The organism is Streptomyces sp. NPDC041713 (genome assembly GCF_055591085.1).
Window position 1 is genome coordinate 344,207 of the sequence record NZ_JBVIZY010000008.1, and the last position, 15,046, is coordinate 359,252.

The window sequence follows — 15,046 nt, forward strand, 5'->3', positions numbered from 1 at the left end:
GCCCGTTTTCCGTGCCGCGGTGTTGCGGTGCCGAGGGATGGTTGCTGATTCAGGTCGACAGGCAAGTTTGCAAGTTTGCCTGTCAATCTCGTAGGGTCGAGACATGAGCGAGCACCTGGGCGATCCCACGCCGGAGCAAGTCGCCGCCGACCTCACGAACGTCGTCGGGCGCTTCGTGCGCAGGCTGCGCGGCGCGTCGCCCGGGAGCGGCCTGAGCCCCACGCAGCGGTCCGTGCTCGCCCGGCTCGACCGCGAGGGCCCGGCGACCACCGCCGGCCTGGCACGCGCGGAATTCGTACGGCCGCAGTCGATGCGGATGACCGTGAGCGCCCTGGAGTCCCTGGCGCTCGTCGAGCGGACGCCCGATCCGGACGACGGGCGGCAGTCCGTGCTCTCCCTGACCGACGAGGGCCGCCGCACCCTCGCCGACGCGCGCGCCGCCAAGCAGAGCTGGCTGTCGGTGGCCGTCGCCGAGGAGCTCGACCCGGCCGAGCGGCGCCAACTGGCCGACGCCGTCGAGCTCCTGGAGCGACTGGTGGGCAAGTGAGAGCCGCATCTCCCGCACGGGCGGACCCGGCGGCGCAGGAGCGGCCCGGCTTCGGCGCGCGACTCACCGCGCCCCTGCTCCTCGGCTCCCTGCTCAACCCGCTCAACACCACGATGATCTCCACCGGCCTGGTGGCGATCGGCCACGACTTCGGCGTCGGCGCCTCCGACACCGCATGGCTCGTCTCCGTGCTCTACCTCGCGAGCGCCGTGGGCCAGCCCGTCCTCGGCAGACTCGCCGACAGCATCGGACCACGCCGGGTCTTCCTCGGCGGGCTCGTGGTCGTCGTCGCGTCGGGTCTCGTCGGGGCGCTCGCCCCCGGCTTCGGCTGGCTGCTCGTCTCCCGGCTGCTGCTCGGCATCGGGACGTCGGCCGCGTACCCGGCGGCGATGGCCGTCCTGCGCGGCGAGTCCGTGCGCCTCGGCCGCCCCACGCCGCGCACCGTCCTCGGCCGCCTCTCCTTCGCGGCGCTCGGCAGCGCGGCCGTCGGGCCGACGCTCGGCGGCCTCCTCGTCGCGACCGCGGGCTGGCGCGGCATCTTCGCCGTCAACGTGCCGGTGGCGCTCCTCGCGTACGGCAGCGCCCTGCGCTGGATCCCCAAGGACCCGCCGCGTGCGGACGCCCGAGCCAAGGGCACGGACGTACGGGAGGCCGACGGGCTGCGCGGTAAGGCCACCGGAGGCGGCGGCCGGACCGGCGGGCTCGATCCGCTGGGCATACTCCTGTTCACCGGAGCGCTCTGCTGCCTCGTCGTCTTCCTCCTCGACCTGCGCGACCCGATGTGGTGGCTGCTCGCCCCCACCGCCGTACTCGGCGCCGTGCTCACCTGGTGGCAGCTGCGCCACCCGAGCCCTTTCATCGACCTGCGCATGCTGGGCGCCAACCGCGCGCTCGCCCGCACGTATCTGCGGCACGGCCTCAGCTATCTCGTCGTGTACTGCGTGATGTACGGCTTCACGCAGTGGCTGGAGGAGGAGCGCGGCTACTCGTCGCTGCACACCGGACTCGTGATGCTGCCCATGTCCCTTGCCGCGCTGGCCTGTTCCCTGATCGGGGCGCGGACGAAGGGCATCCGGGCGCCGCTCACCGTGGCCGCCGTGCTGCTGGCCGCGGGGAGCGCGCTGCTGCTCGGCACGTCGGGTGCCACACCGCTCGCCGCGCTGCTCGTCATCGGCGCGTGCTTCGGCGTTCCGCAGGGGCTGATGGGCACCGCCAACCAGGCGGCCGTGCAGCAGTACGCGCCCGCCGACGCGATCGGCGCCGCGGCGGGGCTCCAGCGCACCGCCCAGTACCTCGGCGCCATCACGGCCTCCGGCCTGATCGGCCTCGCCTACGGGCAGCGGGCCGACGACGGCGGGCTCCACCTGATGGGCGCCGTCGGCGGCGTGCTGGCGCTGGCCCTGATCGTCCTGACGGTGTCGGACCGGGCGCTCCGGTCCGGCCGCCCCGGCCGCCCCGGCCGCACGAAGCCGGCCCCCTGACCGACCTGCCCGAACTCACCTGACAAGCAAGAGCACCAGAGCAAGAGCACCAGAGAAAGGCACCCCCCATGACCGCCACCGTCCTTGACCCCACCACCGCCCTCGTCGTCGTCGACCTCCAGAAGGGCATCACCGCACTGCCGACCGCCCACCCCGCGCAGCAGATCGTCGAACGGTCAGCGGCGCTTGCCGACGCCTTCCGCGAGCGTGGCCTGCCCGTGGTCCTGGTCCGGGTGACCGGCGGCGCCCCCGGCCGCACCGAATCCCCGGCACGCGGCGGCGACGTGCCCGCGGACTGGGCGGAGCTGGTGCCCGAACTCGGGCGCGCGGACGGCGACATCGTCGTCACCAAGCAGCAGTGGGGCGCGTTCTACGGCACCGACCTCGACCTGCAGCTGCGCCGCCGAGGCGTCACCCAGGTCGTCGTCACCGGCATCGCGACCAGCATCGGCGTGGAGTCGACGGCCCGCGCGGCGCACGAGCACGGCTACCACGTCACCGTGGCCGTCGACGCCGTGACCGACATGGACGCCGACGCCCACCGCAACAGCGTGGAGAAGATCTTCCCGCGCCTGGGCGAGACGGACACGGCGGAGGCCATCGCCAAGCTGCTCGGCTGAGGCCGGGAGCCGGGAGCCGGGAGCCGGGAGCCGGGAGCCGGGAGCCGGGAGCCGGGAGCCCCGGCCCGCCGGACTCGGCGGCTACGGCCGGTACACGTACGGCGTGGTGGTGCAGAGCGTGCTGAACCCGAGCCGGTCCAGGATGGGGCGGCTGTCGTCCGAGGCGTCGACCTGCAGGTAGCGGTAACCGCGCTCGGCGGCGATCCGGGCGCGGTGGGCGACCGTCTCGCGGTAGATGCCCTTGCCGCGCCACCGCGGATCGGTGCCGCCGCCCCAGAGGCCGGCGAAGTCGGTGCCCGGGCGGAGCTCGATCCGCGCGCCGCACACCGGCCGGTCCCCGGCCATGGCGACGACCGCGACGATCTCGTCCGGGGCCTGTGTCAGCCGGTCGAGCACGCGCCGGGCCAGGCGCTCGCTGAGTTCGGTGTCGTCCTCCCCGAAAGCGGCCAGATGGGCCTCGGCCATGAGCCGCGCGCCCGCCGCGTCCGTCACCGTGAGCAGCCGGACGCCGTCGGGGAGGCCGGGGCCCGGAGGCAGGGCGTCGGCCTCGGCGACCATGAGGGTCTCCGTCGGCTCGGCCTCGAACCCGGCGGCCAGGAGCCGCTCGGCGAGGTCCGCGGGACGGTCGTACGAGTGCAGCTTCCACTCGAACTCCCTTCCCGCGTCGGTGAAGTGGCGCACCTGCTCCGCGATCACGGCGTCGGCCGTCGCCGAGTCCATGTCGGCCCACAGGACGCCGTTCCAGTCGTGCGCCGCCCCCGTCGCCCGTACGACACCGCCGGTACGCTCGATCCGCGTCCCTTCGCCTTCGCCCACCGCTCTCTGCCGCATCTGCAGGTCGTACGCGGCCAGCGCCGCTGCGTGATCCATGGGGTCACCTCAGCAGGCGGGAGGGGCGACGGCAATCGGATTTCGGGCGGCGCGGCAGGCGGTCAGTTCTGCCGCAGCCAGCGCGTCAGCCGGTCCAGATACTCCGGCGCCGGCTCCGTGGCACCCGGCAACCGCAGCCGATGATCCGCTCCTGGAAGGACCTCCACCGTCAGCGTCGCCCGGCGGTGGCGGGACGCGTGGCAGGCGATCCCGCCGAGCGTGCGGACGCTGTCGGCGACGGGAACCAACGGGTCCGCGCCGCCGAAGAACGCCAGATGGGGGCAGCGCAGCCCGAGCAGGTCGGGGACCGGATCGTGGTCCTGCTTCCGCTTGAGGAACGTCCAAAGACGGTCGTCCATCCCGTCCCAGTGGTACGCCAGCCCGGGGGCGCGCCTGCCGCGTCCACGAGCCCGGCCGCCGTCGCGAAGTCCGCGTCACGCCGCCCTGCTGCGACGAGAAGGTCGTACAGGGCCAGGACGCGTTCGACGGCGCTCTGGCTGTCGGCGTGCGCCTCCTGTACGTGGCGGGCCAGTGCGTGGCGTTCCTGCACCGCCGGCGTCGTCGCGGGGCAACCGTTGGTGACGACCCAGCGAATGTCGTCCCGGCCCGTCGCCGCACGCAGCACGACCCAGCCGCCCTCGCTGTGGCCGAACAGTCCCGCCGCCCCGGACCGCACTTCGGGCCGAGACCTGAGGAAGACCAGCGCGGCGGCCGCGTCAGCCGCCAGGTCGGCCAGCGTCGCGGCGCGCCAGTCACCGGACGACTCGCCCACGCCGCGTTTGTCGTAGGAGAGCACGGCGAACCCCGCGTCCAGCAAGTGCCGGCGCAGCGGCGGGAAGAAGGTGTCGTTGTCCCGGTCGGACGCCCCGGACCCTCCGACCAGCACCACGCCGCCGCGGACCGACTCTCCTCGCCGCGGCAGCCCCAGAGTGCCGGCCAGCGGCACGGGGCCGGTGGCGAATGTGACGTGTCGGATGTCGACGGTATCCACCGCGTCAGTCTCTCCCCGCGCCCCGGTCGCGTACACAGCCCCGAGCCGGAAACCCGCCGGGAATCGTCGAGGTCTACGCCAGCCAGCGGCACCGCAGCGCCGCCGCCGCGAAGCCGGGGCCGAAGGCGATGGCGGCGCCCTCCGCGCCGTCCGCGGGCGGATCCGCGTGGGTGCGTTCCAGGACCCGCAGGATGCTGACCCCGCCGAGGTTCCCCTCGTGGCTGAGCGTGTCCGTGGAGTGCCGTGCCGCGTGCTCGTCCAGGCGCAGGGCCGCGACCGTGTCGGCGATGATGCGCGGGCTGCCGGGATGGAGCACGGCGAAGTCGAGCTGTCGTGGTCCGAGCCACTCCAGCAGGCGGGGCATCACGTCGGTGACCGCCGCCAGGACCTGCTTCGTGGAGTCGAAGTGGATTCCGTCCACGGCCATCCGGCCGCGCTGGCGCTCCAGGCTGTCCGGCAGCACGTACTCGAAGGTGTCGTCGACGGCGAGCCCCGGCCCCAGCGGGGTGTCGGTCACGACCGTCGCGGCCGCCGCGTCGCCGAACAGCGCCTTGTAGATCATCGACTCGATGCCGGTGTCGCTGTGGTGGTAGATGCTGGAGAGCACCTCCGCGGCCACCACGAGCACCTTGCTGCCCGGCCGTGCCGCGAGGAGGTCGGCGGCGCGGATGAGGGCCTGCGTGCCGCCGGGACACGCCACCGTGCTGAGCGCGACACGGCGCACGTCCGGACGCAGGCCGAGCCGGGACACCAGATGGACGTCCAGATTGGGCACGGTCCAGCTCGTGGTGTGCGTGGTGACGATCGCGTCGACGTCCGACGGGGCGAGCCCCGCCGCGTCCAGTGCCGACACCGCGGCACGCTCGGCCATCGCGAGCGAGTCGGCGAAGGCAGTGCGCACGCGCTCGCCGACGTCGGTGGTTCCGGACACCGTGGGGGAGTCGAGGGGCCGGGTGAAGTAGCGGGTCTGCACCCCGCTGTTGCCGATCACGCGGAGCAGGGCGCGCAGGCGCGGATGGTCGGCGTGGTGCGCGCTCACGTCGTCGGCGATCTCGGCCGTCGTGACCTTGTGGTCACCGACGACGGTGTGCGGCCTGAGCAGGTGAGCGGTCACGGGGCGGCTCCCCGGGGATGTGCAATAGGACAGCTGTGGCCAACGTACTGCACTGTGCGCCGAGTGCCCTGTCGAGATCCGGATCGCTGCGGTCCGGTGCCCGGCGGCCACGACGATTCGAATATTTGTACGGCCATGGAGCTACAGGGAAGCGTTACCGAGGATCACTCCGAGCGGAGGATCGGCGTGCGCGTGGGGCTGCGCCGCGTGCCGGCGTGGAAGACCAGGATCATCAGCCGAGAGCCGGGCGCCGTCATGGGCTGCGCCGCGCACATGGTGACCCAGCCGGGGCCCTCCAGGGCGTGCAGCAGCGGGCGCTCGTCCCCGTCGGGATGCGGATGCGAGGTGCCGGCGGCGTACAGGTCCGCGGTCTCCGGATCGGCGAGGACCTCCTTCTCGATCTGCCGCAGGATGTCGTCGTCCGGCCGGGCGGCCAGGGCGGCGCGCAGCTGCGGCAGCACCATCGGGGCCCAGGCGGCGTGCCAGTCCAGCAGGGTCTCGCGGCCGCACGGGTCGAGGAGCATCCACCGCAGGGTGTTGGCCGGCACCTTGCCGTTCGGGAACATGCCCGCGAACGCCGTGTTGAAGGCGAGCATCTCCCAGGACGCGTCCGTCACGTACGCCATGTGTCCGATGCCGTCGACGGCCTCCTGCCAGACGCCGGGCACCTCTTTGCCGGAGGAGAGGTGCAGCGGTCCCGGCGGGTCCTGGAGCAGCGCGTAGCGACAGAGGGAGACCCACTCCTGTTCGTTGAGGCCGAACAGCCGGGCGACGTCCCGGAGAAGGGAGGTCGGCGGGTTGGGGTAATTGCCGGATTCCAGCCGGTGGTACGTCCCGAACGTGCGGTGCAGGAGCTGGTCGACCTGATGCTGCGACAGGCCGGGCGCGCGCCGCCCCTGACCCGTCGGGCGGGCGAAGCCGTGCGCTTCCGGGGCTATGAGGCCGCGTCGTTCGCGGAGCAGAGCGCGGAGCGCCGACTTGTTCATGGTGGGTAATCCCCTTGGTGCACGCCGAGTTGGAGCGTGATCAGTCTAAATATTCACATCGGCTTTGGTAGTAAACATTGCCCGAAGAAAACGATCAGTCGCTCGGGCATGATGGAGCGTGCGGGGTCACCGACCTGCAGGTTTGATCGTCGGCGGGCACCCGTGCACAACAGCGGGGCATCTTGTCCGGGGAGCTCGAGAATGGCTGAAATTCCCCGGCATTGGGTACCCCCTAGGCCTATGGGGCCGATGTGGGAAGCGCGTGGGACAACTGTTCGTATTCCGGTCTGCGTGGACGGAATCGGAGCAGTACGGGACCGCGCGGCTCTTCTTCCCGCACCGGTTTGATAGGGCCACCGGCTGCGGTCGGTGCCGTCACTCGCCATTACGTAGCGGCCACGGTACCGACCGCCCGTGGTTGTTCACGTGGCCGCGAGGCACTCCTCCGCCTGCGCCAGGATCTCCGTGACCCGCAGCCCGAACCGCACATCACAGGGATGTGCCCTGCCACTGCTCGCGCACGCGACGAGTTCGTCGACGGCCGTCCGGATCGCGTCACCCGTCTCCTCCCACGCCGGCATGACCACCGTCCCGCCCTCGCCGCGCAGTTCGACGGTCAGCCCGGCGCACTTGGCGGGCGCGGTGAGACTGAGCGCCGCCGTGCTCGACGCCCCGCCGGTGTGCCGCAGGATCAGATGCACGGTGTCCCGGGGCCCGGGTGCCGCCGTCACGGCCGTCACATCGCCGAGCACGGGCAGCAGCATCGACAGCGCGTGCGGGCCCACGTCCCACAACCCGCCCCGGGTCGCGCGCCACGGTGAGGCGTACGGGGCGTCGCCGTCCGGAGCGTAGAAGGCGCCGTACCAGTCGGCGCGGCCGGTGAACCAGCCGCCGGCGGCGGCCTGTTCAGTCACCCAGGCCGAGGTGACGGCGGCGAAGCGCAGCGTGAAGAAGACCACGGACGCCACCGCGGCGCGCTCGACCGCCGCCGCGAGTTCGCGCGCCCCCTCCACCGTGGTGGCCACCGGTTTGTCGAGCAGCAGATGGCAGCCTGCCGCCGCGGCCCGCGCCGCGAGCGGCGCCTGGACGTCCGGTGGCACCGCGAACGCCACGGCGTCACTCGCGGCGAACAACGCGTCCACGTCCGAAAAGGCCCTGGTTCCATGGGCGTCGGCGAGTTCGGCGGCGGCCTCGGGGCGGCGGCCCCAGATGCCGCCGAGCTCGACGCCGGGGTGCCGGGCCAGCGCGGGCGCATAGGTCGCGGAGGCCCAGGGACCCGTGCCCACCAGGCCGATACGGAGTCGGTTCATGGGCGGCAGTATGACCGACGCCGTGCGGCGACGGGCTCCCCGGCGTAAGCCGTTCCGCCCGAGGAGGCGGTCGACGGCCACGACGCGCCACCGCACCGGCCGCCGCCGAGGGTACGTACGCGGCGAGCCGTGAATCCGCCGGGCTCCACCATTTCTCTCCCCATTGCCACGAGGTGAATACGCATTCACCCGCTATGGTGAATTCGAATTCACCTTGGAAAGGGTGAACGAGTGGGGGGAGACGTCATGGGGACCGTTCCGATACCGGGTGACGCGCGGGACCTGCGCGCCAGACTGGCCGTCCCGGTGCTGGCCTTCGGCGGCATCCTCATGGCCGTCACCCAGACCGTGGTCGTGCCGCTGCTGCCCGATCTGCCCCGCCTGACGCACAGTTCGGCGGGCGCCGTCTCCTGGCTGGTCACTGCCACCCTGCTGTCCGGAGCCGTTCTCACGCCGGTACTCGGACGGGCCGGCGACATGTACGGCAAGCGGCGCGTCCTGCTCATCGCCCTTGGCCTGATGGCCGGGGGCTCGGTGCTCTGCGCGCTCACCTCCGACGTCCGGCTGCTGATCGCCGCGCGCGCCCTGCAGGGCGCCTCCGCTGCCGTGGTGCCCCTGTCCATCAGCATTCTGCGGGACGAACTCCCGCCGCAACGCACCGCGTCGGCGGTCGCCCTGATGAGCTCCACGGTGGGGATCGGCGCCGCGCTCGGGCTGCCGCTCGCCGCGCTCATCGTGCAGTACGCGGACTGGCACGCCATGTTCTGGGCGACGGCCGCCCTCAGCACCGGCGGGCTCCTGCTCGCCCGGTGGGCCGTGCGGGAGTCGCCGGTGCGCTCGGCGGGACGGTTCGACACCTGGGGCGCGCTGGGCCTGGCCGCCGGACTGGTCTGTCTGCTGCTCGCCGTGTCGCAGGGCGGCCAGTGGGGGTGGGGAAGCGGACCGGTCGTCGGGCTCTTCGTGGGGTCCTTCGTCGTCCTCTGCCTGTGGTGGCGGATGCAACTGCGGTCCGAACAGCCGCTCGTGGACCTGCGGTTGGCGTCCGGGCGGCGCGTGGCGCTGCCGCACGTGACCGCGCTCCTCGCCGGATTCGCCTTCTACGCCAACTCGTTGGTGACGGCGCAACTCGTGCAGGCGCCCGCGGCGAGCGGATACGGCCTGGAGCTGTCCATCGTGGCGACCGGCCTGTGCCTGCTGCCCAACGGGGTGATCATGCTGGTCCTCTCGCCGGTGTCGGCGCGTGTCTCGACGGCACGTGGCCCCCGGGCGACGCTGGCCGTCGGCGCGCTGTTCATGGCGCTCGGATACGCCGTACGGATCGTCGACAGCAGGGAGTTGTGGGTGATCATGGTGGGCGCCGCGGTGGTGTCGACCGGGACCACCTTCGCGTACTCGGCGCTGCCCACCCTGATCCTGCGGGCGGTGCCGGTCGAGCAGACCGCCTCCGCGAACGGGGTGAACGTCCTGATGCGGACCATCGGGCAGAGCGTCTCCAGCGCGGCCGTCGCCGCGATCCTGGTGCACCACACCGCGACCGCGGGCGGCCTCCGGTTCCCCACCCTGGGCGGCTACCAACTCGCCTTCGCCATGGCGGGAGCCGTGGCGCTCGTCGCCTGCGCGGCCGCCCTGGCCATACCCTCGGACACGGTCCAGGAAGGCGGGCGGACGTCCACCGGGCACGGCGGGCCCGCCCAGGAGACCGCCCTGGAGGGAAGATGACGGACGTGAACGGGAACACGCTGGAGGGCCGGGGCGGGCTGGAGGGCCGGAGCAGGAGCGGGGACGCGGACGGGGGCCCGGTGCCCGCCGGCCGTAGGGACGCCGAGGCGACCAAGAGCGCCATCGTGCGCGCCGCCCGCCATCTCCTGGCGCGGCACGCGCACGGTGACATCACCCTCAAGGCGGTGGCCGAACGGGCCGGGGTGAGCGCCCCGTTGATCCTGAAGTACTTCGGCAACAAGGACGCGCTGTTCTCCCGGATCATGTCTTTCGACACCGATGCCGAGGAGTTCCTCGACGCGCCGCTGGGCGAGCTCGGCCGGCACATGGTCCGCCATCTGCTCACCGGCCAGGCGGAGCGGGGCGCCGACCCGATCCTGCGCATCGTCTTCGCCCCGCTCCACGGCGAGCAGGGCGACATCCTGCGCGCCAACTTCCGCGCGCAGGTGGCCCAGCGGCTGAGCGAGCGGCTGTCGGGGCCGGACGCGGGGCTGCGCGCGGAGCTCGCCGTCGGCATGCTGCTCGGCCTCGGCGTGATGTACGGCATCGCCCGTGGCCCGCATCTTCGTGCCGCGGACATCACCGAGATCACCGACCGGTACGCGCCCGCGGTGCAGGACTTCCTGACGCCCGGCTGACCTCGGCCACTGGCGTGGTCGCACGGCGCGTATGAGAAGCATCGCCCGCGGCGCGCGCACCCCGCCGGACCACGATCACCGCCGCGAGCCCGACGGCCAGGCCCGCCATCGTCTGCGGGCCGAAGGGCTCACCGAACATCAGGGCGCCCCACAGAGCCGTCACCGGGGCCATGAGGAACATCAGCGTATTGACCTGCGTGACGCCCGAGCGCCGCAGGATCAGCCAGTACAGGCCGTAGCCGCCGAAGGTGGAGAGCGCCACGAGCCAGCCGATCGCCGCCCAGAAGGAGGCCTCGGCGGGCGGCGTGGCGGCGCCCGCCGCCAGCGCGAGTCCCGTGAAGACGACGGCGCTGGTGACGCAGTGGACCGTCAGCGACACCGCGGGCCCCACGGCGCGCGGCGCCCGCCGGTCCAGAAAGGTGGCGGCCACCAGGGAGAACATGCCGAGGAACGGCACCAGATACGCCCACCACGCGGCGTCGCCGCCGCCCGAGACGTCGGCCGCGGTGACGATGACGACGCCGCTCACGCCGAGGGCGAGGCCGACCCACTGGGTGCGTGAGACGTAGTGGCCGAGCAGCGGTCCGGCGAGCGCGCCCGCGACCAGCGGCTGGGTGCCGTCGATGAGCGCGGTCGTCCCGCTGGAGACGCCGAGCTGGATGGCGTAGTACACGGTGAGCAGGTAGCCGCTCTGCGACAGGGCACCGACGGCGGCCTGCCGGCCGAGATCGCGCACTGTGAGTCCGCGCCAGGAGGCCCGCGCGCAGAGCACGGCGACGAGCCCGAGGACGACGGCCAGCGGCAGGAACCGCCACATCAGCACGGTCACCGCGGACGCGCTGCCCGCGCCCAGCTTGGCCCCGATGAACCCGGAGCTCCAGGTGAGCACGAAGGCGGTCGATAGCAGGACGTTCATGGATTTCTCCCGTCATGCGTCGTGGAGCTGCGCGAGGCGGAGCGAGTAAACCGATCTGTTTACCTGTCGTCGAGCATACAGATCGGTATACAGATCGGTCTACTATGGGAGGCATGGCTGACGATGCGATGGCTGCGGACGCGCACGGGATGGGCGCCGGAACGGCGAGCGGGGCGCCGGGTGGCACGGAGAACGGCGCAGCGAGCGAGGCGGCGACGCCGCGGCGCATCGCCCTGACGCCGGGGGCCCGGCGCGCCCTTGAAGCCGCGAGCCGGCTCTTCTACGAACGCGGCATCCACGCCGTCGGCGTCGATCTGATCGCCGCCGAGGCCGGGGTGACGAAGAAGACCCTCTACGACCGGTTCGGCTCCAAGGAGCAGATCGTCGTCGAGTACCTCGCCGACCGGGACGAGCGCTGGCGCGCCTTCCTCGCCCCGTACCTGGCGGCCGCGACGACACCTGAGGACCGGATCCTGGCCGTCTTCGACGCCGTACGCGACTGGGCCGAGGGCCATCTGGCCAAGGGCTGCACCATGGTCAACGCGCACGCCGAGATCAGTGATCCCGCCCACCCCGCGTACCCGATCATCGCCGGCCAGAAGGCCTGGATGCTCGCGCTCTTCACCGAGCTCGCCGGAGAGATCGCCCCGTCGGGTTCGGCCCGGCTGGGGCGGGCGCTGATGCTGCTGCACGAGGGCGCTCTCGTGGCGCACGGACTGCGCATCTTCCCCGACGCCCTCGACGAGGCGCGCGAGGACGCGGCGGACCTGCTGCGGCTCAGCGGGGCGGGCCGCTGAGGTAGCGGTCGCCGAACTCCTCGCCGAGCACGCGGAGTCGGCGCGGGTCGTCGCCGCCCGGAGCCAGGGGAGGCCGGACTTGGGAGCGCTGGCCGCGAAGTTGGACGCGGACGCCCTGGTGTACTGCTGCGGCCCGGCCTCGCTGCTGGCCGCGGCCGAGGCGGTGTTCCCCGCGGAACGGCTGCACGTGGAGCGTTTCCGTCCGTCGGCCGGGCCGGTCGGCCCCGACGTCGCGTTCGAGGCCGTCTGCCGCAGGTCGGGCAGGACGGTCGCGGTCCCGGCGGACGAGTCGCTGCTCGACGCGCTGACCCACGCCGGGTATCCACTGTCCGTCGGCTGCCGGGAAGGCGTCTGCGGCAGCTGCGAAATCGCCGTCACCGAGGGCGACATCGACCACCGCGACGACATCGGCGCCCGGCGGGCCGGATGTATCCATGCGTCTCGCGCACACGCTCTGCGCGCATCGTCGTGGACCTGTGAGCGGGTGGGGAGGCGGCTTCGAGGTGTGACACCGGCGAGGCCGATCGTGGACAAGTCTTTGCCTGTGGCCGGAATCCTTCGTTCCGGCCGGGTCCTCGCCTCCGAACCCGCCGGGTGAGCCGGTGTGGCGCCCTCACGACACATCGTCTCGCCCCGGTAAAGAGCGGCTGAAACCGCAGGGGTCGATGGGCGGGCAGCGACCCCTGCGGCGTTGACCGTACGCAGTCGCAGGCGCACGCTGCAGAGGTAGGTGCTAGATACATCTAGTGCGGCAGTGGAAGGAAAGCGCATGTGCGGCATCACCGGCTGGGTCTCCTTCGACCGTGATCTGACGGCCGAGTCCACCACTCTGGACGCCATGACGGAGACGATGTCCTGCCGCGGTCCCGACGACCGCGGCACCTGGACCGGCGGGCCCGCCGGCCTCGGGCACCGCCGTCTGGCGATCATCGATCTGCCCGGCGGCCGGCAGCCCATGACCGTCGAGACGCCCACCGGAACCGTCGCCCTCGTCTACTCGGGGGAGACGTACAACTTCACCGAGCTCCGCGACGAACTGGCCGACCGAGGCCATCGGTTCGCCACCGCGTCGGACACCGAGGTCGTGCTGCGCGGCTACCTCGAATGGGGCGAGGCCGTCGCGGAGCGCCTCAACGGCATGTACGCCTTCGCCATCTGGGACGCGCGTGACGACAAGCTCGTCATGATCCGCGACCGCATGGGCATCAAGCCCTTCTACTACTACGAGACCCCCGACGGCGTCCTGTTCGGCTCCGAGCCCAAGGCGATCCTCGCCAACCCGCTGGCCCGGCGGCGCGTCACCCTGGACGGCCTGCGCGAACTGTTCGCCGTCGTCAAGACGCCCGGCCACGCCGTGTGGGACGGCATGCGCGAGGTCGAGCCCGGCACCGTCGTGAGCGTCGACCGCTCCGGACTGCGCCGGCACGTCTACTGGTCGCTGCGGACCCGTCCGCACACCGACGGCCGCGACGCGTCGATCGCCAAGGTGCGCGAGCTCCTCGACGACATCGTGCGCCGCCAGCTCGTCTCCGACGTGCCGCGCTGCACCCTGCTCTCCGGCGGCCTCGACTCCTCGGCGATGACGGCCCTCGCCGCCCGGCAACTGACCGAGGCGGGGGAGACGGTACGCAGCTTCGCCGTCGACTTCGTCGGCCAGACCGACAACTTCGTCGCCGACGAGCTGCGCGGCACGCCCGACACCCCCTACGTGCACGACGTGGCGGAGTCCGCGGGCACCGAGCACCGCGACATCGTCCTGGACTCGCACGCCCTCGCCGACCCCGACGTACGCGCCAAGATGATCCGCGCACGGGACATACCCATGGGCTTCGGCGACATGGACGCCTCCCTCTACCTGCTGTTCCGTGCCATCCGCGAGCACTCCACGGTGGCGCTGTCGGGGGAGTCCGCCGACGAGGTCTTCGGCGGCTATCTGCAGTTCTTCGACGAGGAGGCGCGGGCCGCCGACACCTTCCCGTGGCTGGTGAAGTTCGCCGACCACTTCGGGGACGACTCCGGCGTGCTGCGCCCCGAGCTCACCGCCGCGCTCGACCTGCCGGGCTACGTCGAGCAGAGCTACGCGGCGGCCGTCGCCGACATCCGGCGCCTCGACGGCGAGAGCGACTTCGAGTTCCGGATGCGGAAGATCAGCTACCTGCACCTGACCCGGTTCGTGCGCATCCTGCTCGACCGCAAGGACCGCGCCAGCATGGCCGTCGGCCTGGAGGTGCGGGTGCCCTTCTGCGACCACCGGCTCGTGGAGTACGTCTACAACACGCCCTGGGCGCTGAAGTCCTTCGACGGCAGGGAGAAGAGCCTGTTGCGCGAGGCGACCGCCGACGTGCTGCCCCGCTCCGTCTACGACCGGGTGAAGAGCCCGTACCCCTCGACGCAGGACCCCAAGTACGCCGTCGCCCTCCAGGAGCACGTCAAGAAGCTGCTCGCCCAGCCCGAGCACCCGGTCTTCCGGCTGGTGGACCGGGAGCGGGCGGCGCGGGCCGCCGAACGGGGCGCGCCGCAGATCACCCAGGCCTCCCGGCGCGATCTGGAGCGGACCCTGGACTTGGCGATCTGGCTGGAGCTCTACGAGCCGGAGCTCGTCCTCTCCTGAGCCTCCTCGCCGGCCGGCCCGGCTCCGCACCGTCCCGGGCCGTCCTCGCGCTCCGCCGACGTGGCGAGAATGTCGAGGAATCGCTGGAGCGCCGGGGTCCCGTCCGGGCCGAGACCCCGCTGGACCGGCGGCACGGCAGCTCCGCGCCGGGTGTCGGACGACTGGCACGGGCCGGGCTGCTCCTCGGCCCGGACGGTCACGGCGCGGCGGATGAACTCGGCCACCGGCACCCCGAGCCCGTCCGCGTGGCGCACGATCGCGGCGTACTCGTCGGGCGTGAACAAGACCTGCACAGGCTTGGCACCGTCCATGGACGCATGATGCCGCTCGGGCGTGTGTGACGCGGTGCGGTTGGCATATTCGCCCTCGAAGGCGTGAAAACAGCGGAAGACGCCCACGTCAATGGAGTGCGGCCCCGACCGGACGGGGGAATCTCGGTCGGGGCC

The 15,046-nt window shown here is 72.4% G+C and carries 15 protein-coding genes; 8 read left to right on the forward strand and 7 right to left on the reverse strand.

Translation table 11 applies throughout. The features are described from left to right. Positions 1 to 103 precede the first annotated feature (103 nt). The 3 genes from ACZ6CV_RS25375 to ACZ6CV_RS25385 all read left to right on the forward strand — a co-directional run bounded on the left by ACZ6CV_RS25375 (position 104) and on the right by ACZ6CV_RS25385 (position 2,648). Positions 104 to 547, forward strand: a complete 444-nt coding sequence (locus ACZ6CV_RS25375; RefSeq protein WP_469252990.1) for a MarR family winged helix-turn-helix transcriptional regulator — start codon at positions 104 to 106, stop codon at positions 545 to 547. Then, positions 544 to 2,028, forward strand: a complete 1,485-nt coding sequence (locus ACZ6CV_RS25380; RefSeq protein ID WP_469252991.1) for an MFS transporter — start codon at positions 544 to 546, stop codon at positions 2,026 to 2,028. The genes ACZ6CV_RS25375 and ACZ6CV_RS25380 overlap by 4 nt, the downstream gene beginning before the upstream one ends. 68 nt (positions 2,029 to 2,096) lie before the next feature. Beyond that, positions 2,097 to 2,648: an isochorismatase family protein gene (locus tag ACZ6CV_RS25385; RefSeq protein ID WP_362373187.1), complete on the forward strand. Its 552-nt coding sequence runs from the start codon at positions 2,097 to 2,099 to the stop codon at positions 2,646 to 2,648. Positions 2,649 to 2,729: 81 nt separating this feature from the next. Here ACZ6CV_RS25385 and ACZ6CV_RS25390 read toward each other — a convergent pair whose 3' ends face one another. The 5 genes from ACZ6CV_RS25390 to ACZ6CV_RS25410 form a co-directional block, all read right to left on the reverse strand. Further along, the gene (locus tag ACZ6CV_RS25390; protein ID WP_469252992.1) at positions 2,730 to 3,518 is read right to left on the reverse strand and encodes a GNAT family N-acetyltransferase; all 789 of its coding nucleotides are present in this window, start codon (positions 3,516 to 3,518) and stop codon (positions 2,730 to 2,732) included. Positions 3,519 to 3,687: 169 nt separating this feature from the next. Continuing rightward, positions 3,688 to 4,509: an alpha/beta hydrolase family protein gene (locus tag ACZ6CV_RS25395; RefSeq protein ID WP_469252993.1), complete on the reverse strand. Its 822-nt coding sequence runs from the start codon at positions 4,507 to 4,509 to the stop codon at positions 3,688 to 3,690. Between the two features lie 73 nt (positions 4,510 to 4,582). After that, entirely contained in the window at positions 4,583 to 5,623 is a 1,041-nt protein-coding gene (locus ACZ6CV_RS25400) for a PhlD (RefSeq protein WP_469252994.1), read from the reverse strand. Between the two features lie 164 nt (positions 5,624 to 5,787). Then, complete coding sequence (locus ACZ6CV_RS25405; protein ID WP_469252995.1) at positions 5,788 to 6,609, reverse strand: MmyB family transcriptional regulator; 822 nt, start codon at positions 6,607 to 6,609, stop codon at positions 5,788 to 5,790. A 422-nt stretch (positions 6,610 to 7,031) separates the two neighbouring features. Beyond that, a complete protein-coding gene (locus ACZ6CV_RS25410; RefSeq protein WP_469252996.1) occupies positions 7,032 to 7,919 on the reverse strand; it encodes a Gfo/Idh/MocA family protein in 888 nt (295 codons plus the stop codon). 246 nt (positions 7,920 to 8,165) lie between these two features. On the opposite strand from ACZ6CV_RS25410, the gene ACZ6CV_RS25415 reads away from it, so the two are divergent. Then, entirely contained in the window at positions 8,166 to 9,638 is a 1,473-nt protein-coding gene (locus ACZ6CV_RS25415; protein ID WP_469252997.1) for an MFS transporter, read from the forward strand. After that, a complete protein-coding gene (locus tag ACZ6CV_RS25420; RefSeq protein WP_469252998.1) occupies positions 9,635 to 10,276 on the forward strand; it encodes a TetR/AcrR family transcriptional regulator in 642 nt (213 codons plus the stop codon). Before ACZ6CV_RS25415 ends, ACZ6CV_RS25420 begins: the two co-directional genes overlap by 4 nt. On the opposite strand, the gene ACZ6CV_RS25425 is transcribed toward ACZ6CV_RS25420, so the two are convergent. Beyond that, entirely contained in the window at positions 10,227 to 11,192 is a 966-nt protein-coding gene (locus ACZ6CV_RS25425) for a DMT family transporter (protein WP_469252999.1), read from the reverse strand. The genes ACZ6CV_RS25420 and ACZ6CV_RS25425 overlap by 50 nt on opposite strands. Before the next feature lie 233 nt (positions 11,193 to 11,425). On the opposite strand from ACZ6CV_RS25425, the gene ACZ6CV_RS25430 reads away from it, so the two are divergent. From ACZ6CV_RS25430 to asnB, 3 genes are all read left to right on the forward strand, one after another. Next, entirely contained in the window at positions 11,426 to 11,989 is a 564-nt protein-coding gene (locus tag ACZ6CV_RS25430; protein WP_469253034.1) for a TetR/AcrR family transcriptional regulator, read from the forward strand. Positions 11,990 to 12,068: 79 nt separating this feature from the next. After that, on the forward strand, positions 12,069 to 12,587 hold the full coding sequence (locus ACZ6CV_RS25435; protein WP_469253000.1) for a 2Fe-2S iron-sulfur cluster-binding protein: 519 nt from the start codon (positions 12,069 to 12,071) through the stop codon (positions 12,585 to 12,587). 171 nt (positions 12,588 to 12,758) lie between these two features. Beyond that, the gene (gene asnB, locus ACZ6CV_RS25440) at positions 12,759 to 14,600 is read left to right on the forward strand and encodes an asparagine synthase (glutamine-hydrolyzing) (RefSeq protein WP_469253001.1); all 1,842 of its coding nucleotides are present in this window, start codon (positions 12,759 to 12,761) and stop codon (positions 14,598 to 14,600) included. On the opposite strand, the gene ACZ6CV_RS25445 is transcribed toward asnB, so the two are convergent. Then, positions 14,573 to 14,911, reverse strand: coding sequence for a hypothetical protein (locus ACZ6CV_RS25445; protein WP_469253002.1), 339 nt, complete (start codon positions 14,909 to 14,911; stop codon positions 14,573 to 14,575). The genes asnB and ACZ6CV_RS25445 overlap by 28 nt on opposite strands. Positions 14,912 to 15,046: the final 135 nt, after the last annotated feature.

Excerpts from the sequence above, each read along its gene's own strand:
- ACZ6CV_RS25375 (WP_469252990.1), top strand. The coding sequence starts at position 104 with ATGAGCGAGCACCTGGGCGATCCCACGCCGGAGCAAGTCGCCGCCGAC.
- ACZ6CV_RS25385 (WP_362373187.1), top strand. The coding sequence starts at position 2,097 with ATGACCGCCACCGTCCTTGACCCCACCACCGCCCTCGTCGTCGTCGAC.
- ACZ6CV_RS25390 (WP_469252992.1), bottom strand. The coding sequence starts at position 3,518 with ATGGATCACGCAGCGGCGCTGGCCGCGTACGACCTGCAGATGCGGCAG.
- ACZ6CV_RS25405 (WP_469252995.1), bottom strand. The coding sequence starts at position 6,609 with ATGAACAAGTCGGCGCTCCGCGCTCTGCTCCGCGAACGACGCGGCCTC.
- ACZ6CV_RS25410 (WP_469252996.1), bottom strand. The coding sequence starts at position 7,919 with ATGAACCGACTCCGTATCGGCCTGGTGGGCACGGGTCCCTGGGCCTCC.
- ACZ6CV_RS25415 (WP_469252997.1), top strand. The coding sequence starts at position 8,166 with ATGGGGACCGTTCCGATACCGGGTGACGCGCGGGACCTGCGCGCCAGA.
- ACZ6CV_RS25420 (WP_469252998.1), top strand. The coding sequence starts at position 9,635 with ATGACGGACGTGAACGGGAACACGCTGGAGGGCCGGGGCGGGCTGGAG.
- ACZ6CV_RS25425 (WP_469252999.1), bottom strand. The coding sequence starts at position 11,192 with ATGAACGTCCTGCTATCGACCGCCTTCGTGCTCACCTGGAGCTCCGGG.
- asnB (WP_469253001.1), top strand. The coding sequence starts at position 12,759 with ATGTGCGGCATCACCGGCTGGGTCTCCTTCGACCGTGATCTGACGGCC.
- ACZ6CV_RS25445 (WP_469253002.1), bottom strand. The coding sequence starts at position 14,911 with ATGGACGGTGCCAAGCCTGTGCAGGTCTTGTTCACGCCCGACGAGTAC.